We start from the raw sequence: 22,350 nt of genomic DNA, 5'->3' as shown, positions 1-22,350 counted from the left end.
TGACGGCTAATTCAGCAAGGCGTTAATACCTCCACCTCTCTGCCTCTGACGGCAGAGAGGAATCTACTCTGTTCCTGGTTTGATCCCTCTCTAAGTTACAGCAGCATCACCCCATATCCAGCGTCATCACCAATCGTCTTTCGCCCTCGGGCACTTGTGGTGAGCGGTGGACGATGCCGTTGCCTTCGTTATCGATCCAGCGTTCGCCTTTCAACAAACAAACGTCGCCTGCTCGGGTTTTGATGATGGCGTCTTCGGTTTCGAACAAGCCACCGGCAAAGTCCTGAATTGGGCCGGGGCCGAGTTTGCTGCGGTCGACGTCGCGATTATCCAGAAATTCGCTGGCTGGGCCTGTGTAGGTGGTGACCAGTCGGCACGGTACCTTGTCAACGTGAAAGCGCGGGCACATGGCGCGGTCGAGGGCGGTGAGGCGCAGGCCAACGGCGTCGAGTTCGAACAGGCAGCTGTACATGTCTACCAGTGTTTGAATGTCGCGGTACAGCTCGGGTGCCAAGGGACCGAGTTCGGCAGTCAAGCGCTCGATGCAGTTGTCGGCGGTGACTTCCCGCGACAGCTTCAAGGTTGGCTGGCTGTTCAGCAGGGCATTGACTTCGGCATGCACGGCACCCGGCAGCGAGCGCTGCCAGATGGCCAGGTTCACTGCCGGGTTGTAAATGTCGGCCAGCACTTCGTTGGCGTTGCTGCTACTGATCGCTGTTGGCGATGTCAGATGGGCGTTCATCAGGGCAGCGACGCCACCGGAAACAGGCTGGTTAACTCCCATAATTACGCTCCTGGCTGCCAGGCTGGAAACGGGTCTTCCAGTGTTAGCCAGTATTCCTTGCCGCGCAGCAGTTCGTCGTCGTTCAGCAGGCAGTCGTCGAGGGCGGCGATGATTTGTTGTTGATCCAGCCCCTGGCCAATAAATACCAGTTCCTGACGCATGTCGCCGAACGGTTCTTGCCACACTTCCTTGATGGATTGCAGGTATTCCTCGTCGGTTGGCCAACGTTCTTGCGGAATCGCTTTCCAGAACATGCCAGCAAAGCCGTAGCGGGCGATGCCGCCTGCCTGACTCCATTGACCGGCAAATTCAGGGCGCGATGCCAGCCAGAAGTAGCCCTTCGAGCGGATCAGTTTGCCGTGGCTCTTTGTATTGTGGAGGAAGTCGTAAAAGCGCGCTGGGTGGAAGGGCTTGCGGGCGCGATAGGCGAAGCTGCCGATGCCATACTCTTCGGTTTCCGGTGTGTGTTCGCCACGCAGTTCTTTCAGCCAGCCGGGGGCGGCGGCGGCGCGGTCGAAGTCGAAGCGGCCGGTGTTGAGGATTTCGTTGGCAGGCACTGCGCCTTCGGCGATCGGGATGACCCTGGCTTCGGGGTTGAGTGTTTTAAGGATGGATTGCAGCCGTTGAAGGTCTTCTGGCTGGGCCAGGTCGGTTTTGCTGATCAGGATGACGTCGGAGAATTCGACCTGATCAATCAGCAGGTCAGCGACGCTGCGTTCATCTTCTTCGCCGAGGGATTCACCGGTTTCCTGAAGGTATTTGGCTTCGTCGTAGTCTTTCAGGAAGTTCACGCCGTCGACCACGGTGACCATGGTGTCGAGCTTGGCGACTTGAGACAGCGACTCGCCGTTTTCGTCTTCGAAGGTAAAGGTTTCGGCAACAGGCAGTGGCTCGGAGATGCCGGTGGATTCAATCACCAGATAGTCAAAGCGACCTTCGCGGGCCAGTCGCGAGACTTCAATCAGCAGGTCTTCACGCAGGGTGCAGCAGATGCAGCCGTTGCTCATTTCAACCAGCTTTTCTTCCGCTCGGTTGAGCTCCACTTCTTGCTGAATGGTGGCGCCGTCGATGTTGATTTCGCTCATGTCGTTAACGATGACGGCGATTTTCAGGCCATCACGGTTATTCAGCAGGTGGCTCAGTACGGTGGTTTTACCCGCGCCCAAAAAACCGGACAGGACGGTGACAGGGAGGCGGTGTGTTAAAGCGTTCATGGCGATGTCCATCAAAAGCGTTCGGGTTCGGGTTGCGGTTCTGACTTCTTATTAAATGTTATGACATAACAAAATAATCAAAGAGACACGCAAAAACAAGCCATGAAAAACGCTCAGGAGTGGTTGGAATGCTGAGTTTTGTTTATTGAGCGGGTTGAGAGGACGTCAGCGAAGGAAGCGGGGGATTGCAGTCAGGGGAGCGTTGAATTGAAAAGCGCCGCTAAACCCGCGACGCTTTTTCCAGAATTTCAGGTTGGCTGTGCGCCAGTTTGTCGTTCAGGTAGCGCAGGCGGCGGCTGATTTCCCGCAGCATGTTCATCTGAATCAGGGTGAACTGTTCAAGGTCGAACTGGTACAGCTCGTACAGTGCCGCAGCGGGCAGTTCGAGGGCGTCGCATTCGGTAACGGCTTTGACCGATGCGCCGCGCGGGTTCATATCCACAATGGCCATTTCACCAAAGCTGTCGCCGCACACCAGACTGCGCAAGGTGCGCATTTCCGAGCCACATTGTTTGATCACTTCGGCGTAGCCGCGTTCCATGATGAACAAGGAGCTGGCGGGGTCGCCTTCGTGGAAGAAGTAGTCGTCGGACTTGAGGTGAATTTGCACACAACGCTGTTCCAGAAACGCAATGGCTTCCGTGGAAAGTGCGCCGAATATCGGCATGTCCTTGAGCAGTTCGATCCGGCTCGGGCTGGTGCAATGACGTTGCTCGCCCTCGACGTTTGACAGCATGCGGGTATCTCGAATGGGTCTAACTGATTATGTTAATACCAGCTACGCCAAAATGGGAATAGTACGAAGGGTTTTGTCAGCCTCTGATAGATAGTCAGTTGATAAGGACCCTCTGAACAACTCTGCACAGCTCTCGGCTCTGGCTTCCTGCTTCGCCCTACCTCCTGCATCCATGCAGTCGTGCGCGAGTTCTGCAGGTTGTCAGAACAAGGCGGCGAATGCAGTGGAATGACGAACCTGTCCGGTCGAGTCTTTCCAAATTCGCCAACACCGTTCTGGCAGTCTGCAGGCCGCGCCCTACGGGTATGGCAGGGCCTTGCTGACTCTGTGTCGCTGATTTTTGACTTGACCCGTCAGGCCTGCAAATCAGCTTCGTGATTCAGCTTCACCCTGTCATCCAGAGCGGGCACCGAGTTATTCAGAGGGTCCTTGGTATCCGTTTTGGGCGTGGGGAAGGAGGCTGCCCTATGGTGGGTGACCACGATGAAAAAAGCGAGCGTGATTGAAAAAACGAACGGCCAGAAAAAGCGAACGACTACAAAAAAGCCCGCAGATTTCAGAATCGGCGGGCTTTAGAGTTAGTGCCAAGTGCGATCAGGCACCCAGACGAGCGTATTGTTCGCTTTCGTCTTTTGGCTCTGGAATCAGGTCATCCAGTTCTTCTGGCGCTTCGGTCACCTTGTGACGGGAGTTGATGCCCAGACGCTTGAACAGCTCGACGTCCTTGTTGGCCGCCGGGTTTGGCGTGGTCAGAAGGCATTCACCGTAGAAGATGGAGTTGGCACCGGCAAAGAAACACATGGACTGCATTTCGTCGGTCATTTCTTCACGACCGGCACTCAGACGCACGTGGGATTTCGGCATCAGGATGCGAGCCACGGCGATGGCACGAACGAAGTCGAGCGGGTCAACGTCGTCTTCTTTTTCCAGTGGCGTACCGGATACTTTTACCAACTGGTTGATTGGCACGGAATCCGGATGTTGTGGCAGGTTGGCCAGCTGACGCAGCAGGCCTGCGCGGTCACGCTGGCTTTCTCCCATGCCCAGAATACCGCCAGAACATACCTTCATACCGGCTTTACGCACGTTATCCAGCGTATCCAGACGGTCGCTGTAGGTACGGGTGGTGATGATCTCGCCGTAGTATTCCGGTGAGGTATCGAGGTTGTGGTTGTAGTAGTCCAGACCGGCATCGGCCAGACGTTCGGCTTTGCCGGCGTCGAGCATGCCGAGGGTCATGCAGGTTTCCAGACCCAGCTCTTTTACGCCGCGCACCATGGCTTCAACGTATGGCATGTCTTTTTCACGCGGGGAACGCCAGGCGGCACCCATGCAGAAACGGTCAGAGCCAGCGGCCTTGGCGGCCTTGGCTTTTTCAATCACCGCCTGAACTTCCATCAGACGTTCTTTTTCAAGGCCGGTGTCGTAACGGGCGCTTTGCGGGCAGTAAGCGCAGTCTTCCGGGCAGGCACCGGTTTTGATCGACAGCAGTGTGCTGACCTGTACCTGATTAGGGTCGAAGTACTGGCGGTGAATGGTCTGCGCTTCAAACAGCAGATCGTTCATTGGCTTGTTCAGCAGTGCCTGTACTTCATCCAGTGTCCAGTCGTGACGAATGTTGCGGTCCAATTGACTGACTGTGCTTGCCGTGCTCGACATGGCAAAACCCCGTTATCCTGATTCTATGATGCGGTAGATAGTGGCCAGCCTGGCTGCCAAGCGCAATTTGCTCTGGGGATGGGTGCTAACTTCTGGTTGTTTATTGACCAGCTTGATTCCAAAACCTGCTAAATCAGATGAATTTTTGCCCCGATTGAAAACATGGTGGGCAAGCCGTTGATTTCATCTCGCTCGCTGTAGTCGCCGTTGTATTCGTAGCCGTCGACGTTTTTGCTGCCGTACAGGTTGATGATTTCAAAGTAGAGATCCACCGGCTGACCAAAGCTTTCTATGCTGCGATCGGCGCGCAGGTCGAGGTTGTGCTGCATGGGCATGCGTTCCGAGTTGAGACTGCCGTATTGGGGTTCATAGGCACCTTGCTCGTCGTTGTAGCTAGCGCCTTCAATCGGGGTAATCAGCTGGCCGCTGCGAGCGCGCCACTTCAGGCCGAAGGTCCAGTTGTCGTTGGGCGCATAGCTGGCCACCAGATTGACCACCACTGGCTGGTCGTAGGCGTAGGTGAAGTGTTCATCCGTCAGTTGGTTGTGGCGCAGGGTGCGTGACCAGGCCACCGACATCCAGCCGTACCAGTGTTCCGACAGGTCTTTGTTGATAAAGAGCTCCGCTCCCCAGGCACGGCCTTCGGCATCGTTGCTGTAGCTTGGCAGCGCCAGATACTGTTCTTCGGTCAGGTCGGGGTAGTTGTCGGCATCCGGACGCCCGACCACCAGATTGCTCATGGTTTTGTAGTAGGTGTCCAGTTTCACCAGCAGGGTGTCGCTGACGTGGTTGGCGATGCCAAATTCGTAGTGGGTCGACTGCGGCTGTTTGAGGTCGCGGTTGCCGAAGTCCGGAGTGTAGGCAAAGAAGTCTTCCGGCAGTTTGTGGTACTTGCCCCAGGCAGCGTTGATCGACCATTGATCGTTGAAGTGATAGTCGGTGCTGAGTTTGGGCTCGACAAACTGTTGTTCGGTGTAATCGTCGTAGCTGCCCAGCAAACCAGCCGTCACACGCCACTGGTCGTTGATTTGCCATTCGTCTTCAACAAACAGGTCCCAGTTGTTGAACGGATGATCTTCGTCGATCAGCAGGGTTTCATTACCGGCGCTGGCGCGGCAGTCCGGTTCAAATTCGTCACAGGGTGGGTAGGTAAGCTGGCCTGCAGCGGTCATGGTGCGATGAACGTAGTGCAGGCCCCAACTGAGGGTGTGATTGGCGTTGAGGCTCTGGCTGAATTCGCTGCGCAGGCCCTTGTCGACGAAGTCGATGTCGAGGTCGTTGTTGGCTCCCAGCTCGAAGCGAATCATCTGCCCTAACCGGTAGGCGCCAATGCGCTGGATCAGGCCGGAGTCGTAGACCTTGTCCCACACTAGTCCGAGGCTGTTGAAGCGCTGGTACATTTCGACGCCGCCCAGAAGCTCCGGGTCTTGCTGCACTTCGTCAGAGTCTTCATCGTATTCTAGTCCGGCTTTGTCGCGGGCGCCGATCCATTGCAGGCTGACGTCGTTGTTGCCCCAGCGCCATTGATAGCGGCCCTGATAGTCGTAAAACTGCGGCATGGTAATCAGCTCAAGGTCGTCTTCTTCCATGGTCTGTTCCAGGTAGTACTGGAACAGCGACTGGCGGGCAGAAAAATAGCCGCCATGGCTGCCGTACCCGGTTTGTTCGCCGTGCTCCAGAAATACCCCGGCGCGTAGAAAGCTGACATCCACAATGGCCTGACTGGTGTCGTACACATCCCGCGAATTGGCTTCGATCACTGCTGCGTTAGAGTTGTTGTAACGGGCACTGAAGGCCGAGCTGTCGAGCTTGAAGTCGCCAATGGTGTTGTCGCTCATGATCGAGCTGCCATCGACGTGAAAGATGTAGCCGACCGGCAGGAAGTCGATCAGGTAGAGGTTTTCCTGTGGTGAGGAGCCTCGCACCGCCGGTGCTGCCCCGGCACTGCCGGAAAACGTCACCCCCGGCAAAGAGCCGATGGCTTTCATTGGGTCGTTACTGGCACCGGCTACTTTCAGCAGCCGTTCCGGCTTCACCACTTGCAGGTCTTCCTGCACGCCATGCACCATGATTTCTTCGATGACAGGCTGCGGGCTGTTCTGGCTTTGGCTGTTTTGGTCTGAAATGCTCTCGGAATGGGCGGTCAGAGTGTGGCAGACCAACCCGCTCAACAGCATTCCCTGACGGCAACCGCGCAGCAACTTTTTGGGTGACAATGGCTTCATACAACCTCCTGATAATTTTCAGGAAGTGTGCGCGACAGCCGCCGCAAGTTCGTGCGCCGGCCCGTGATGGATCTGGCGGCAAATGTTATGGAATGTAATGACAGACACGTCACCCGTGACTCTATGCGGGTTACAGGCTGGCGAATACCGCCACGGCTGCTAAAACTAAAGGATGGTCACGCTGTTGTGGCCGTTATGATCAGGGTTGCTGGATGAATAATCGTCGTTACAGTCGGGTGCCGTTTTTGCGCCGGGCACAGATAGAAACTCGCGGTCAGACCTTTGAGGTACAGTGCATGGACCTCAGTCTGCGCGGTGTGCTGCTGGTTCGCCCCGCGGAGGAACAGTGGTCGCTGGAGCAGCACATCCGCTTTACGTTAACGCTGGGCGAGCGCGAGCAAATTGTGATGGACTGTTCTGTGGCGCACATCGACGACGATGTGGTCGGCTGTGCCTGTGATTCGCTGGCGTTGGAAAGCATGATCACCTTGCGGCGGGTGCTGGAGTTGAATTCTGCCGACCCATCGCAGATTCAGCGCGAACTGGCTGAATTGATTCGGGAAGAACGCCTGCATCAGGCCTCCTGATACAGCTTGCTGGCCTGGTCGCGCAACAGAGTGTGCGGCCAGACGTGGGCCCAAACACGTTCAGGCTGGTTGGGCCTGAACGGACTCACGGGTATATTAAGGGCTTCATCATCACAGAGACGCCCTATGTTCACGCCCAAACTGGATGACGCTCCCTTTTCTTATGGTGTTGGTAAAGCCGTGTGTGTAGGCCGCAATTACGCCGCCCATGCCGCCGAGTTAAACAACCCGATTCCTGAGCAACCCTTGCTGTTTATCAAACCCGCCGATGCCGTCGTGCCTTTGCAGGGCACGGTGGAAATTCCGTCGGACCAGGGCGCTGTGCATTACGAACTGGAAATCGCCCTGTTGATTGGCGAGCGCATCAGCAAGGCGACCCCGGAGCAGGCGCTGGCGGCGGTTGCCGGTGTCGGCGTAGCGCTGGACTTGACCTTGCGTGAGGTGCAGTCGGGCCTGAAAGCCAAGGCTCACCCGTGGGAACGCGCCAAGGCCTTCGACGGCAGTTGTCCGGTGTCCGATTTTGTCGCCGCCAGCCGGGTACAGGAATGGGCGAATCTGGGGTTGTCGCTGGATATTAACGAGCAGTCGCGTCAGGACGGCAACAGCACCAATATGTTGTTTCCGATTCCGCAATTGCTGGCAGAAATGAGCCACTGCTTCAGCCTGAACCCGGGCGATATCGTGCTGACGGGCACCCCGGAAGGGGTTGGCCAATTACAGGACGGTGACCGTTTGAAGGCTTGCCTGAATCAGGACTGGGTGGTTAGCCAGGCCACTGTGAAAACGCTTTGAGGAGACACCATGTCGTCATGTGATGCCCCGGGATTGATCTCGCTGGCCGATGCCCTGCAACGGATTCTGGCCGGTATTGAGCCGGTAAGTGACACGCTCGACGTGCCCCTGTATCAGGCCGATGGCAAGGTGCTGGCGCAACGCATAGAAAGCCCCATCGACCTGCCTCCAGCGGACAACTCCGCCATGGACGGCTACGCGGTGCGAGTTGAAGACCTGACCGAATTTGATCGCCTGACGGTGAATCAGCGGATTCTGGCGGGCGATGCCACAACCCAACCGCTGAACGCCGGTGAATGTGCACGGATTATGACCGGAGCCATGATTCCGCCAGGAGCCAACACGGTCATCATGCAGGAAGACGCTGAAGTGGCCGACGACGGCAGTGTGCGTTTTATTGCGGCGGTGAATGAAGGTGCCAACGTTCGTCGTCAGGGTGAGGAAATTGCCAGCGGTGAAACCGTGCTCGACGAAGGCCGCGTGCTGCGCGCTGCTGACATCGGCTTGCTGGCCAGCCTGGGCGTGGCAACGGTTAGGGTAAAACGGCCGTTAAAAGTCGCCGTGATGGCCACCGGTAGCGAACTGGTGCCACCGGGACAGCCGCTGCAAAGTGGTCAGATTTACGAATCCAATAGTCAGGTGCTGTGTGCGCTGCTGCATCGCATGGGCTGCGACGTGATCCCGATGGGGATTATTCCGGATGACCCTCAGGCGCTGCGGGATGCCTACCAGCAAGCGGATACCCAGGCTGATCTGGTGATCGCTTCTGGCGGTGTATCGGTGGGAGAAGCCGATTTCAGCAAACAGATTCTGGATGAGATGGGCGAAGTCGGCCTTTGGAAATTGGCCCTGAAACCGGGCAAACCCTTTGCGTTCGGACGCTTGCCAAACAGCCTGTTCACCGGCTTGCCGGGTAACCCGGTATCAACCGTGGTGACCTTCGACCAGCTGGTGGTGCCTGTCTTGCGTCAGTTGGCCGGTGTCAGCGGGGATCGTGGCCGGGTGCAGCTGAAAGCACGCATTACCCGTTCGGTAAAACGCCGCCCGGGACGGCTGGAATTCCAGCGCGCTGTGGTGGCTACCAATGCCGACGGCCATCTGGAAGTGACGCCGCTGGGGCGTCAGGGCTCGGCCTTGCTGAGCACCATGTCGCGGGCCAATGCCTATCTGGTGGTCGACGCCGATGTGGCCGGGTTTGAAGAAGGCGAGATGGTGAAAGTCGAGCTGTTTGATGGCTTGTTGAGCTGATTAGCGCGCTTGTATTCAAGTAGATACCATCTCTCCCAACCGTCCTCAAGAGGCTAAATTGCCACCTGAGGACGGTATTCGCTTTGATGTTTCACAACACCAAAACAAATCTGGACCAACTTGCGCATCGCAGCACCTATTGCCTGCATTTTGCTTTTTCCGTTCTTCAACAAGCGTTCGTATTGCGCCCTAATGTCCGGATTGTGCTTGATTGATACCACTGCAGGCATATACAGCTTGGCTCGCGTTTTCGGCGAGCCCTGTTTGCTCAAGCGGCTTTTTCCTCTCCACGTTCCAGACTCCTGGATTCGGGGGATCAAGCCAATATAAGCCGCTAACTGACCTGCCTGCTGGAACGATCGGCTATGTATCACACTGAGCATCGTCCGCGAGACAACCTTTCCTACTCCCGGGATGCTCTCCATCAAAGCCCGGTCTTTTTTCAGCTGTGGGTGGCGGTCGATGTGGTCATCGATATCACTTTCCAGGCGTTTTTTCTCAGCCTGTAACTGTTCGATCAGGATATGAAGTGACTTGATGACTCGCTCTGAAGCGCGGTTGAACTCGGCTTTTTCAAGACGGTTCTGTGAGCGCTGAATATCTTTCTCCAGAGCTTCAATGTGACCATTCAAAGCCTTGAGTTCTCTGGCCTCTGGAGGTTCTGGCTGCCACGGATCAGGCTTAATAAGATAGCCGTACTTCGCTAATACGACGCTGTCTTTGGCGTCGGTTTTATGGGTGTTGCCAAGGCTGTTGGCAAACTCTTTGGTGCGGGCGGGATTTGCCACGCAGACCCGAGCACCTGCTTCAAAAAGTGCGTAGGCCACGACTTCGTGATAGATGCCGGTGGCTTCCATCACAACTAAAATTTCGCTGGGATCAGTGCTGACATTCTTGCTCAACCACTGAACTAGTGCTTTATGACCTGAGCTGGTGTTGTCGTGTTTCTTGCTTTTGATTTTTCCTGTCGCGGGATCACGCAACCAGGTGCAATCCAACTTGGCTTTGCTGACATCAATACCGACGTAGTGCATCTCTCATTACCCTTGTCCATTCAGCGTCACTGTCGAGCAGGCGCTTGGATACCATTCAATGTGTAGAGAAATCAGAACCCGGGAGTCAATCTACAAAGCGGCATCAAAGTGCCAAGGTCCGATTCAACTTCACCGGGTTCTGTGGAACCTTTGGTAGCTAACCAAAGATCCCTGGAGAGATACAAGGTCCGATAAAGACGCGAAGCGGCTGCCATCTGACGTTTTTGGGCCGGCCTTTGTCGGATGGCGCAAGCTTATCCGACCTACAGGACAGCTGTAGGAGGTAGCTTGCTGCCGAGGGATTATGTTTATCGAGAGCAAGCTCTCTCCCACAATATGGGCCAGACCCCAGACACAAAAAAAGCGGATGGCAAAACCATCCGCTTTTTTATTGGCCGCTGGGCAGCGATAAAGCCGCCCGACGTTAACCGGTAGCTTACGCGATGTTGGCGTTAGCGAATTCCCAGTTAACCAGTGCCCAGAAACCTTTCAGGTAGTCTGGACGTACGTTGCGGTAGTCGATGTAGTAGGCGTGTTCCCACAGGTCAACGGTCAGTACTGGCGTCAGGCCTTCTTCAGTCAGCGGAGTGCCGGCGTTGGAGGTGTTAACGATGTCCAGGGAACCGTCGGCTTTCTTAACCAGCCAGGTCCAGGAAGAACCGAAGTTGTTCACAGCCATGTCATTGAATTTGGCCTGGAACTCTTCGAAAGAACCGAAGGAAGCGTTGATGGCGTCAGCAATAGCGCCAGTTGGAGCGCCGCCACCGTTTGGAGACAGGCTGTTCCAGAAGAAGGTGTGGTTCCAGATTTGAGCAGCGTTGTTGAATACGCCACCGGAAGAGGACTTGATGATGTCTTCCAGGGACTTGCCTTCAAATTCGGTACCAGGAACCAGGCCTTTCAGCTTGGTTACGTAGGTGTTGTGGTGCTTACCGTGGTGGAATTCCAGAGTTTCCTGGGACATGTGTGGTTCCAGGGCATTTTTCTCGTACGGCAGTGCTGGCAGTTCAAAAGCCATGTGACGTCTCCATTTATCAAGCTAGTGGTTGTCGGCCTTTTATGAGGGCCGTTGCGTTATTTTTCAAGAGATCGTAGCAGTAGCCGCAAGCGGATGATGTCGTCTCTTGTTTTATCTCATTGAATCATAACACCGGCTGTGGTTTCGCTGCGATAGTCATGCGCTATGGTCAGAAACTGAGTGTCGCTGATGGAACAGTAGCCGGGTAACAGAACAGGGAACGCAAAAGCAAACCTGGCATCTGACGCAGACGCTGTCCGGTGTGTGCAGAGTTTTTCAGAGGGGCCCTGAGTATTTCAGGCGCTTGTCTGTATACTCGACCGGATAAGCAGTTGATTTATCCCAACCGGTATTTCCATGGACAATGCAAAAGACCCGATCGTTCCGAACATGACGCCTTCCCAGGACGACATTGAAATCCGTCAGCGTCAAATGAAGTCCCGTCGCTCCGCCTCTACACCCAAATCTCCCAAGCAGCCCAACAGCAAACCGGCGGCCGAGGCCAACACAGGTTCCGGTGGCGGCAAGGGCATGGCGGTCGTCGCAACGCTGGTGGCGCTACTGGCGGTCGGCGGTTGTGGTTATTTGTATCTGCAATCCCAGCAACTGCAACAGCAACTGACCGACGCCAATGCGGTATTGGCCGAGCAAAAGAAAAGCATCGATACCCTGAACGAGCGACTGTCGACCACGGGCGAGAGCGCCAGCCTGTCGCTGGATGCTCTCAAGGTGCTGATCAAGGAGCACGACTCCGAGATCCGCAAGCTGTGGGATGTGTCGAACAAGCGCAACAAGAAGAACATCGCGGCCAACACCACTGGTGTGGCCAACAACAAGAATGCCATTGCGGCGGTGAAGAAAGACACCACCACACTGGAAAGCGGTCTGAAAACCCAACAGACCGCGCTGGCTGACCAGAAACTGGTGCTGGATCAGCAGCAGCTGGATGTGTCTGCCCTGACCGACCGGGTGTCGTCCACCGAAGCCTCAGTGCTGTCGTTGCCGGAATCCGAACTGCGCATTGCCCAGAACACCGAATCGCTGGAAATGAACAGCAAGACGATGGCGACCCTGAAGAAGCAGCTGGCCAGCAAGGATCAGGAGATCGATTCCCTCACCAAGCGTTTGAAAATGCTGGAAGAGCGGGTCAACACGCTGTACGCACCAGCCACCACAACGCCGTAACCAGAATGGTGTAGGGCGCGCACTGTCTGATTTCTCAAGCCTGATTTCCACGTCGGTCTCTAATCTGGCTGACAGTGGCGAACAACGGCTAACAGAGCCTCAGTGATTGGCTTTGCCTACCAAAGCCCTACACGCAATACATTTCCGCCGTCGTGCCCTTGGGGTACAATCCTGCTCCGTTCGCGTCAGCCTCAGACTGACGCAGTTCCCTTGGTCGGATTCAACCGGTCCGGCCCCGGGGCATAAGAATTCCATGCTGTTGAACAATAAAACGTCGAACAGCCGCGAAAAAAGCCGCTTGCTGGCATACAAAGAGCACAGAGAGAGAACTCGCCATGACAACCGTGATCAAGCAAGAAGATCTGATCGAGAGCGTTGCTGACGCCCTGCAGTACATTTCCTACTACCACCCGAAAGACTTCATTGACGCGGTACACGAAGCCTACCAGCGCGAAGAATCCAAGGCGGCCAAGGACGCCATGGCGCAGATTCTGATCAACTCCCGTATGTGTGCCATGGGCAAGCGCCCACTGTGTCAGGACACCGGTATCGTGACCGTATTCCTGACCATTGGTATGGACGTCAAATTCGAAGGCGATATGTCCGTTGAAGACATGGCCAACGAAGGTGTTCGTCGTGCTTACCTGCACCCGGACAACGTACTGCGTGCCTCTGTATTGGCCGATCCTGATGGCAAGCGTGCCAACACCAAGGACAACACCCCAGCGGTTATTCACATGAAACTGGTTCCGGGTAACACCGTTGACGTTCATGTGGCAGCCAAGGGCGGTGGTTCTGAAGCCAAGTCCAAGTTCGCCATGCTGAACCCGTCTGATGACGTGGTGGAGTGGGTTCTGAAGCAGATTCCGACCATGGGTGCTGGCTGGTGTCCGCCAGGCATGCTGGGTATTGGTATCGGTGGTACTGCCGAGAAAGCCATGCAGATTGCCAAGGAAGCCCTGCTGGACCCGATCAACATCCACGAGTTGCAGGAAAAAGGCGCGGAAACCCGTTCCGAAGAACTGCGTCTGGAACTGTACGAGAAAGTGAACAAGCTGGGCATTGGTGCTCAGGGTCTGGGTGGTCTGACCACCGTGCTGGACGTGAAGGTTGCGGATTACCCGACTCATGCCGCTAACAAGCCGGTTGCCATCATCCCGAACTGTGCTGCGACCCGTCACACTCACTTTGTACTGGACGGTTCTGGCCCAGCCAAGCTGGAAGCTCCGAGCCTGGAAGACTGGCCGGAAATCAGCTGGGAAGTGGGCGACAGCGTTCGTCGTGTGAACCTGGATACCGTAACTCCGGAAGACGTTAAAGACTGGAAAACCGGCGAAACCATCCTGCTGTCCGGCAAGATGCTGACCGGCCGTGACGCCGCTCACAAGCGCATCGTCGACATGCTGTCCAAAGGTGAAGAACTGCCAGTGGATCTGAAAGGTCGCTTCATCTACTACGTAGGCCCGGTTGATCCAGTGCGTGACGAAGTGGTTGGCCCAGCTGGCCCGACGACTGCTACCCGTATGGACAAGTTCACCCGTACCGTGATCGAAGAAACCGGTCTGCTGGGCATGATCGGTAAGTCCGAGCGTGGTCCTGCGGCGATCGAAGCCATTAAGGACAACGAAGCCGTTTACCTGATGGCTGTGGGTGGTGCTGCTTACCTGGTATCCCAGGCCATTAAAGACTCCAAGGTGCTGGCCTTTGCCGACCTGGGTATGGAAGCCATCTACGAGTTCGACGTAGTCGATATGCCGGTAACCGTTGCGGTAGACACCAAAGGTGAATCCGTACACATCACTGGTCCAATCGAGTGGTCTGCCCGTATTGCGGCGAAAGAAGTGCAGTAATGGATTGAATCGTCAGCGGTCGGCCATTGGCCAACCCGCTGGTCTATCCTGAAAACCGGTGCTGGCAACAGCACCGGTTTTTTTGTACCTGCTGCACATGATGTTACTTTATAACTATCGGTAGGAAGGTTTGTGCCAGATACTTGAATAATCGACCAATGATGATTCTCATTTAAATGGGGCTGATTGAACGCAAAGTCAGGGGTAAAAATGGCAGGAAAGCCGTGGCTTCAAGGGTTGGGGGGTGTGAGCTGGTTATAAATCACTCACAATCTACATAAATGGTTGAATAGTCGAGTTTTTACAAAACCTGACAGTGGTCATCGGTCTGACTTTTTTACGCCACATAAGATAACTCAACCTGTCATTTTTGACGTCTAAGGTCGCGCTCTCCAAAAAAACCATACATCTGATGAGAGAGAGTGATATGGAATTCAAGAAAAACCAACTGCTGCAAGCCATGCTGGTTGCAGCTCTGGCAACCGGTCTGGCCGCTTGTGGTTCAGACGGTGATGACGGTGCTCAGGGCGCTCAGGGTGAACAAGGCCAGGCCGGTAACGATGGTGCAGACGGTCAGGATCTGACGGCCAAAGACACCACCACCGCAACCTACGGCACCGAGCTGACCTTTGTTGGTGTGCCAGCGCCACAAACCGACGCCGACAAGCGCGCCATTTTCGCTTCCAACGCGACCATTAACGGTGAGACCTTCGGTGGTTCCTTCAACCTGCTGGCTCGCTCCGGTACCGACTACAACGGCGTTACCTTCGGTCAGCTGGTGGATGAAAGCGGCACTGTGCTGCAAGAAGAAGACGGCAGTATTCGTGTTACCGACTCCAACGAGCACACCTCCTTGCTGCCTGTGGGCGACAAGCTGTTCTCTGTATCGCAAATGGAATCCCGTCCGGGTGCCATGTTCCTGATGGAACTGAACCAGAACGAAACCAACGGCGAACTGACCGTCAAGAACATGAGCCAGATCGACCAGTCCAGCGTTAACGGTGGTTGGGTTCACTGTGCGGCTTCTGTAACCCCATGGACCACTCACCTGGCTTCCGAAGAATACGAGCCAGACGCTCGTGAGCTGGTAACCGCAACCGACGCAGCGGCTGACAGCTACTCGGCTGGCATGCTGGATTACTACACCGTCGAGAATCAGTGGAACCCGTACTTCTACGGCTGGAACATCGAAATCGAAGTGAACGAAGACAGCTCCACCGAACTGACCAAGCACTACGCCATGGCGCGTTTGGCGTTCGAACTGTCGTACGTGATGCCAGATTCCAAAACCGTTTACATGACCGACGACGGCACCAACGTGGGTCTGTACATGTTTGTGGCTGACGAAGCGGGCGACCTCAGCGCCGGTACCACCTATGTGGCCAAGTTCGACCAGCAGTCCGCAGAAGGTCTGGGTGAATTCAACCTGAGCTGGATCAGCCTGGGTCACGCCACCAACGACGACGTTAAAACCTACGTCGACAACGGCACCACGTTTGCCGATATCTTCGATTCTGTTGATCCAACTGACGGCGAATGTGCCGACGGTTATACCTCCATCAACGCCAACGGTGTTGGTCAGGAATGTCTGGCGGTGAAAGACGGCATGGAAGTCGCGGCTTCCCGTCTGGAAACCCGTCGCTATGCGGCCATGCTGGGCGGTACCACCGAACTGCGTAAGGAAGAAGGCATCACCTTCGACGAGACTCGCGGCAAGCTGTACCTGGCCATTTCTGAAGTAGCTCGTGGCATGGAAGACTTTGCCAAGAACGGCTCAGCTTCCAACTCCTACGACCTGGGTGGCAACAACGACATCCGTCTGGCCAACCACAATTCTTGTGGCGGTGTTTATCAGCTGGATGTAGCGGCCAATGCCGACATGGGTTCCGACTACGTTGCCAGCAACATGAGCGGTCTGATTGCCGGTCGCCCGGTCAGTGACGAGGACCCGCAGGTTGACGGTTTTGAAGTCAGCGTGAACGCCTGTCACATCGACGGCATTGCCTCTCCGGACAACGTGACCTACATGTCTGGCTACGACTACCTGATCGTGGGTGAAGACACCGGCTCCGGCCACCAGAACGACGTGATCTGGGCTTACGACTTCGACTCTGAAGAGCTGACCCGTATCCAGACCACCCCGTACGGTTCTGAAACCACTTCTCCGTACTGGTACCCGAACATCAACGGCTGGTCTTACATGATGTCTGTGGTACAGCACCCTTACGGTGAATCCGATACCGACAAGGACACCGGCGCAGGCGAAGCACGTGCCTACACCGGCTACATCGGTCCTTTCCCTGGCATTGCTGCCGAGTAAGTCCGACGGAAGCACGACCACCGGCAGGCTCTGCCGGTGGTTTTCCCACCTCGAATTACCCAGCTCAGACAGAGAAGAGTAGCCGGAATGACAACACACAAGACCCTTTGGACCGCAGTGGCGGCAGCGAGTCTGATCGCCTCTGCCCATCACAGCCTGGCGGCCACCAACATTGCCAGTACTGCCCCCACAGACACCGCTTCAGCGCACTCGGTGCCAGCGGTGGGTAGCTTTGCCGCAGACATCAGCGATAACACCTTTGCCTATATTCCGCCGCAATGTTTCACCGATCCGGTGGACACAGACGGTTCGGTGAAGAACCCGTGCTACGCCTGTCACACCATGAGCAAAACCCCGAATTTCTTTAACGATATTGATGTTCAGCTGGCCTACGCTTTCCCGGAAAACGCCACCACCAATCGCTGGTTGAACATGTTCGCCGACCGCTCGGAGTTCATCGAAAAAACCTCCGATGCCTCGATGCTGAACTACGTTCGGGAAGACAACTACTTTGACGAAAAAGGCCGTATTCAACTGGCCGAAACCTTGGCCAAGCCGCCCCAGCAGTGGGACCGCAACAGCAATGGCCAGTGGGATGGTTACACCCCGGATGTGTGGTTCAACTTCGACAGTGAAGGCTTCGACCGCACACCTGCAGGCGATTACAGCGGCTGGCGGGTGTTTGCCTATTACCCGTTCGAGGGCACCTTTTTCCCCACCAACGGCTCCACGGATGATGTGATGATCCGTTTGGCACCGGCGTTCCAGCAAACCGAAGAGGGCAAATTCGACCTGGCCACCTACAAGGTGAACCTCGCCATCGTCGAAGCCATGGTGAAGGCGGAAAGCATTGCCATCAGCGCCGTCGACGAAAACCGCTTTGGGGTTGACCTCGACAAGGACGGCAAGCTGGGTGAAGCCCGTCAGGTAACCTACGACTGGGCACCGCTGGAAAAACGCTTTATGAGCTACGTTGGCCTTGCTCGCCAGCAGCTGCAACAAGGTGACGTTCACCTTGCCAAGGGCCTGTACCCGGAAGGCACCGAGTTTGTGCATTCGGTGCGTTACCTTGATGTACAAGACGGCCAGGTCACCATGGCCAAACGCATGAAAGAACTGCGCTACAGCCAGAAGCAATCCTGGCGCAACTACTACAAGCTGCGTCAGATTGTGAACAAGGAAATCAAGGAGCGTCACGATTTCCCGGATCGCCAGAAAACCGTATTTGGCAATATGGAAGAAGGCATGGTGGCGCAGTACGGCTGGCGTTATCAGGGCTTTATTGAAGACGCCGAGGGCACACTGCGACCTCAAAACTACGAAGAAACCCTGTTCTGCATGGGCTGTCACGGCAACATTGGTGCCCAGACCGACACCACCTTGTCGTTTGCCCGCAAGTTCGGTGCCGACAGCCACCAACAAGGCTGGTACCACTGGATGGAGAAGAGCCTGCAAGGGGTTGCCGACCCGAAACGGGAAGACGGCACCGGCCAATACGCCTACTACTTGCAGAACAACCCGACCGGGAATGAATACCGCACCAACATGGAGGTCTACAACAAGTTCTTCAATCAGGACGGTAGCCCCAAAGAAGCGGCGTTTGCCAAACTGGAAAACGACATCAGCTACTTGTTGATGCCAAGCCCGCAACGGGCCATGCAGCTGAACAAGGCCTACAAGGCGGTGGTGGAAGAGCAAAGCTTCAAGCTCGGCCGTGATGCCATTCTTGATCCACACAACAACGTTCACGACGCGGTTGAAATGGATCAGGAAACCGGCATCCAGCAGGATCTGACCCGCTATTAATACCTCACAGGAGCAGATTCCCTGCGGTTGAGTTATTGGTTTGTGAAGCCTGTTTTAAAACGCCGCCGGAAGCATTTTCGGCGGCGTTTTTGTTTTTGGTCGGCCAGTTATTGGGTGGAGGAGGTTTAACTAAAATAAAAAAGTTATTACATAACAATAACTTGTAGGTGGTCATAAAAGTTCAAGTAAAATAACTGGAACAGACTGTTGCTTAGGTTTTGTTAATGTAGGCGTTAAGCGGGTTTTCAAATCAAATGATAATGGTTGTCATCTTTTTGAAAGGGATGTGTCATCTAAGTTAACCGGCACTGTCATTTTTGCTGACTAGCGTGCCCTCGTTACCAAAAAAGAGGTGCCTTCGGGCACCGCTCAATAATCACGAGGGACTACTATGAAACTGCTTCGCGTTAAGCTCTCCATGGCTATCGCGCTGTCTGTGTCCGCTGCTGCCAATGCTGCTGTTGTGGGTACCGACCAGAGTGAAAATGCCTGGTACACCGATGCTCAAACCCGTCTTGAAGCCAAAGTGGCTGCTGCCAATGCGGCTGCTGGCACGTCCGCTAAAAACGTCATCCTGTTCGTTGGGGATGGCATGGGCATTTCCACCCTGACTGCCTCCCGTATTCTCGAAGGCCAGCGTGAGGGTAACTCTGGTGAAGAAGGTTACCTGTCGTTTGAAGAATTCCCTTACACCGCACTGGTAAAAACCTATAACGTCGATGCGCAAACGCCGGATTCCGCAGGCACCATGACCGCGATGATGTCCGGCCTGAAAACCGACGTTGGTGTGATTGGTGTGGACGAAGACATCGTTCGCAGTGACTGCTCTACCGTAGCAGGTAACGAAGTAGTCACCGCGCTGGAGCTGGCCGAAATCAAGGGCTTGTCGACCGGCGTGGTATCTACCGCCCGTATCACCCACGCTACACCAGCGGCAACCTATGCTCATGCTGCCGATCGCAACTGGGAAGACTATTCCGATATGCCGGAAGCCGCCCAGGGCACTTGCGAAGACATCGCCTCACAGCTGGTGAATCTGGAAGCCAATCTGGAAGCGCGTTTTGAAGGCGTGGATGTTGACGGTATCGAAGTCGCGTTTGGCGGCGGTCGTCGTCACTTCCTGCCAAAAGAGGCGGCCTACAACTCCGCTGATGCAGTTAGCTCCGTTGAAGGTGACCGTACTGACGGACGTGACCTGACCGCTGAATGGCAGGAAATGTACCCGAACGGCAACTACATCATCGACCAGTCCGGCTTTGATGCGCTGGATACTGACAGTGTCGAACGTGTGTTAGGCCTGTTCAACGAATCCCATATGCAATACGAAGCTGACCGTGGCAACGACATTGCCGGCGAGCCATCGATTGCCGAGATGACCAGCAAAGCCATTGAGGTGCTGGACAACAACGACAAGGGTTTCTTCCTGATGGTGGAATCCGGTCGTATTGACCACGCTCACCATGCTGGTAACGCTGCCGGTGCTCTGAACGAAACCATCGCCTTTGCCGAAGCCGTGCAAGCCGCTGTGGATGCCACCGACCCAAGCGAAACCCTGATTCTGGTCACCGCTGACCACAGCCACGTATTCACCATCGCCGGTTATCCAAAGCGTGGTAACCCGATTCTGGGCAAAGTGGTTTCCGTGGGCTCTGAAGAAGCGGCGACCGCATCAGATGGCATGCCGTACACCACGGTCGGCTACATGAACGGTTTGGGCTACCAGGACCTGGGTGCAGAAACCAACTCCGATGCCATCTACAGCTACGACGCCAATGCTGGTCGTATGGATATCTCTGGTGTAGACACCACCACTGCCGGTTACCACCAGGAAGCACTGATTCCGCTGGGCTCTGAAACTCACGCTGGTGAAGACATCACCATTCACGCCAAAGGTCCAGGCAGCCAGCTTGCCCGTGGCGAAGTAGAGCAGAGCGTTGTATTCCACATCATCAGCCGTGCGCTGGGTCTGGTAAGTGAATAAGGAGATCAGAACAATGACATTCAACAAGCTTTTCCTGGCCGTAATGGCTGGCTCCGTGCTGATGACCGGCTGTGGCTCCGACGGTGACAACGGCACCGCAGGCACTAATGGCACTGCCGGTACTGATGGCACCAATGGTTACAACAGCCTGATTACCCAGACTGCTCTGGAGGCTGGCGATAGCAACTGTACTAATGGTGGTGTTCAGATTGATTCCGGTGTGGATACCGACGCCGATGGCGTGCTGTCCGAGTCTGAAGTGACAGCGACCGAATACGTATGTAACGCGGGCCGTAGCGATCTGACCAACGGCGAACTGGCGACCACCCTGACTAACGACTGGTACATTCAGTCTGCTGCCAAGCTGGATTCTACTGAAGCGGCTGTTAGTGCCATCAAAAATGCGCGTGGCGCTGCCAAAAACGTGATTCTGTTCGTCGGCGACGGTATGGGTATGTCCACAGTGACGGCATCCCGTATTCTGGAAGGCCAGAATGAAGGTGGCATGGGTGAGGACAACACTCTGAGCTTTGGTGAGTTCCCATTCACGGGGCTGGCCAAAACCTACAACGTTGATGCCCAGACGCCGGACTCTGCCGGTACCATGACTGCGATGATGTCTGGTGTTAAAACCGACGTTGGCGTAATTGGTGTGGATGAAGACATCACGCGTAGCGACTGCAGCACTGTCAGCGGCAACGAGCTGGTTACCGCACTGGAACTGGCCGAGCTGGCGGGTAAGTCGACCGGTGTGGTATCCACCGCTCGTATCACCCACGCCACACCAGCAGCGACTTATGCCAAGTCGGCTGACCGTAACTGGGAAGACTATTCCGACCAGCCTGCGGAAGCTCAGGGTACCTGTGAAGACATCGCCTCCCAGTTGGTGAACTTTGAAACCAACCTGGAAACCCGTTACAGCGGCTACGACGTAGACGGTATTGAAGTGGTATTTGGTGGTGGCCGTCGCCACTTCCTGCCAAACGATGCTGCCGATAACACCGTTGACGCCGTATCCAGCACCGAAGGTGACCGTACCGATGGCCGCAACCTGATCAACGAATGGGCCTCGGCCTACACCAGCGGCGTTGTGACTTTCGGCACCGAAGCGACTGCCGCTGCGGGTAATACCCCTGCCGGTACTGATTTCGACGCCATCGATACTGAAACTACCGAACGAGTGTTCGGTCTGTTCAATGAATCCCACATGCAGTACGAAGCGGACCGTGGCAACGACATTCTGGGCGAGCCTTCGCTGTCCCAGATGACCGAGAAAGCCATTGGCATTCTGGACAACAACGACGATGGCTTCTTCCTGATGGTGGAATCCGGTCGTATTGACCACGCCCACCACGCCGGCAACGCGCACGGTGCCCTGACCGATACCATTGAGTTCTCCAATGCGATTCAGGCGGCGGTAGATGCGACCGATGCTGAAGATACCCTGATCATCGTCACGGCCGACCACGGTCATGTGTTCACCATCGCCGGTTATCCAAAGCGTGGTAACCCGATTCTGGGCAAAGTGGTTGCTGTTGGTTCTGAAGAAGCGGCGACCGCTTCCGACGGCCTGCCTTACACCACCGTGGGTTACATGAACGGTCTGGGTTATCAGGACCTGGGTGACGAAACCAACTCCGATGCTATCTACAGCTATGCCGCCAACACTGGCCGTATGGATCTGACCGACGTAGATACCACCGCTGCCGGTTACCATCAGGAAGCTCTGATTCCTCTGGGTTCAGAGACTCACTCTGGTGAAGACGTCGGTATTTACGCCAATGGTCCGGGGGCACACCTGGTATCCGGTACCAACGAGCAAAGCATCATTTTCCACGTAATGGATTATGCCGCTGACCTCAGTGGTCTGGCAGATGCGGTTGCAGAAGACTGAGCAAAACGGGCTGGCAT

General features: G+C 55.5%; 17 protein-coding genes. 9 read left to right on the top strand and 8 right to left on the bottom strand.

All coding sequences use genetic code 11. The features are described 5' to 3' along the window. Window positions 1-106: 106 nt before the first annotated feature. The 5 genes from ACXADJ_RS11915 to ACXADJ_RS11895 all read right to left on the bottom strand — a co-directional run bounded on the left by ACXADJ_RS11915 (window position 107) and on the right by ACXADJ_RS11895 (window position 6,618). Complete coding sequence (locus ACXADJ_RS11915; RefSeq protein ID WP_475066174.1) at window positions 107-784, bottom strand: DUF1826 domain-containing protein; 678 nt, start codon at window positions 782-784, stop codon at window positions 107-109. 2 nt (window positions 785-786) lie between these two features. Beyond that, a complete protein-coding gene (gene zigA, locus ACXADJ_RS11910) occupies window positions 787-1,998 on the bottom strand; it encodes a zinc metallochaperone GTPase ZigA (protein ID WP_475066172.1) in 1,212 nt (403 codons plus the stop codon). Window positions 1,999-2,218: 220 nt separating this feature from the next. After that, complete coding sequence (locus tag ACXADJ_RS11905) at window positions 2,219-2,734, bottom strand: Crp/Fnr family transcriptional regulator (protein ID WP_475066170.1); 516 nt, start codon at window positions 2,732-2,734, stop codon at window positions 2,219-2,221. A 594-nt stretch (window positions 2,735-3,328) separates the two neighbouring features. After that, window positions 3,329-4,393 (bottom strand): biotin synthase BioB, encoded by a 1,065-nt coding sequence (gene bioB / locus ACXADJ_RS11900; protein WP_475066167.1) that lies wholly within the window; start codon window positions 4,391-4,393, stop codon window positions 3,329-3,331. 128 nt (window positions 4,394-4,521) lie between these two features. Continuing rightward, window positions 4,522-6,618: a TonB-dependent receptor plug domain-containing protein gene (locus ACXADJ_RS11895; RefSeq protein WP_475066162.1), complete on the bottom strand. Its 2,097-nt coding sequence runs from the start codon at window positions 6,616-6,618 to the stop codon at window positions 4,522-4,524. 212 nt (window positions 6,619-6,830) lie between these two features. Between ACXADJ_RS11895 and ACXADJ_RS11890 the strand changes: the two genes are divergently transcribed. The 3 genes from ACXADJ_RS11890 to moeA all read left to right on the top strand — a co-directional run bounded on the left by ACXADJ_RS11890 (window position 6,831) and on the right by moeA (window position 9,245). Further along, entirely contained in the window at window positions 6,831-7,205 is a 375-nt protein-coding gene (locus ACXADJ_RS11890) for a PilZ domain-containing protein (protein WP_028294955.1), read from the top strand. A 126-nt stretch (window positions 7,206-7,331) separates the two neighbouring features. Beyond that, window positions 7,332-7,997: a fumarylacetoacetate hydrolase family protein gene (locus tag ACXADJ_RS11885; protein WP_475066155.1), complete on the top strand. Its 666-nt coding sequence runs from the start codon at window positions 7,332-7,334 to the stop codon at window positions 7,995-7,997. Window positions 7,998-8,006: 9 nt separating this feature from the next. Further along, a complete protein-coding gene (gene moeA / locus ACXADJ_RS11880) occupies window positions 8,007-9,245 on the top strand; it encodes a molybdopterin molybdotransferase MoeA (protein ID WP_475066152.1) in 1,239 nt (412 codons plus the stop codon). 53 nt (window positions 9,246-9,298) lie between these two features. Here moeA and ACXADJ_RS11875 read toward each other — a convergent pair whose 3' ends face one another. Both ACXADJ_RS11875 and ACXADJ_RS11870 read right to left on the bottom strand, forming a co-directional pair. After that, window positions 9,299-10,279 carry an IS110 family RNA-guided transposase gene (locus tag ACXADJ_RS11875; RefSeq protein WP_475066147.1) on the bottom strand — a complete coding sequence of 327 codons (981 nt, stop codon included), beginning with the start codon at window positions 10,277-10,279 and terminating at the stop codon, window positions 9,299-9,301. A gap of 436 nt (window positions 10,280-10,715) precedes the next feature. After that, on the bottom strand, window positions 10,716-11,297 hold the full coding sequence (locus ACXADJ_RS11870; protein WP_475066145.1) for a Fe-Mn family superoxide dismutase: 582 nt from the start codon (window positions 11,295-11,297) through the stop codon (window positions 10,716-10,718). Window positions 11,298-11,654: 357 nt separating this feature from the next. Between ACXADJ_RS11870 and ACXADJ_RS11865 the strand changes: the two genes are divergently transcribed. From ACXADJ_RS11865 to ACXADJ_RS11850, 4 genes are all read left to right on the top strand, one after another. Beyond that, window positions 11,655-12,482 (top strand): hypothetical protein, encoded by an 828-nt coding sequence (locus ACXADJ_RS11865; RefSeq protein WP_475066142.1) that lies wholly within the window; start codon window positions 11,655-11,657, stop codon window positions 12,480-12,482. A 335-nt stretch (window positions 12,483-12,817) separates the two neighbouring features. After that, window positions 12,818-14,332: a fumarate hydratase gene (locus ACXADJ_RS11860; protein ID WP_475066140.1), complete on the top strand. Its 1,515-nt coding sequence runs from the start codon at window positions 12,818-12,820 to the stop codon at window positions 14,330-14,332. A 427-nt stretch (window positions 14,333-14,759) separates the two neighbouring features. Further along, entirely contained in the window at window positions 14,760-16,652 is a 1,893-nt protein-coding gene (locus ACXADJ_RS11855) for an alkaline phosphatase PhoX (protein WP_475066135.1), read from the top strand. 87 nt (window positions 16,653-16,739) lie between these two features. Beyond that, entirely contained in the window at window positions 16,740-18,458 is a 1,719-nt protein-coding gene (locus ACXADJ_RS11850; protein WP_475066132.1) for a hypothetical protein, read from the top strand. A gap of 4 nt (window positions 18,459-18,462) precedes the next feature. Here ACXADJ_RS11850 and ACXADJ_RS11845 read toward each other — a convergent pair whose 3' ends face one another. Beyond that, window positions 18,463-18,633: a hypothetical protein gene (locus ACXADJ_RS11845; protein ID WP_475066129.1), complete on the bottom strand. Its 171-nt coding sequence runs from the start codon at window positions 18,631-18,633 to the stop codon at window positions 18,463-18,465. A 216-nt stretch (window positions 18,634-18,849) separates the two neighbouring features. Here ACXADJ_RS11845 and ACXADJ_RS11840 point away from each other — a divergent pair, with 216 nt between their 5' ends. Together ACXADJ_RS11840 and ACXADJ_RS11835 are read left to right on the top strand one after the other, a co-directional pair. Further along, on the top strand, window positions 18,850-20,439 hold the full coding sequence (locus ACXADJ_RS11840; protein WP_475066126.1) for an alkaline phosphatase: 1,590 nt from the start codon (window positions 18,850-18,852) through the stop codon (window positions 20,437-20,439). A 13-nt stretch (window positions 20,440-20,452) separates the two neighbouring features. Next, window positions 20,453-22,333: an alkaline phosphatase gene (locus ACXADJ_RS11835; protein ID WP_475066124.1), complete on the top strand. Its 1,881-nt coding sequence runs from the start codon at window positions 20,453-20,455 to the stop codon at window positions 22,331-22,333. Window positions 22,334-22,350 lie beyond the last annotated feature (17 nt).

The sequence above is a fragment of the Oceanobacter sp. ABM4_470 genome (assembly GCF_056158645.1).
The sequence above is the reverse complement of the archived record's forward strand: the minus strand, read 5'-3'. Positions and strand labels throughout refer to the sequence as shown.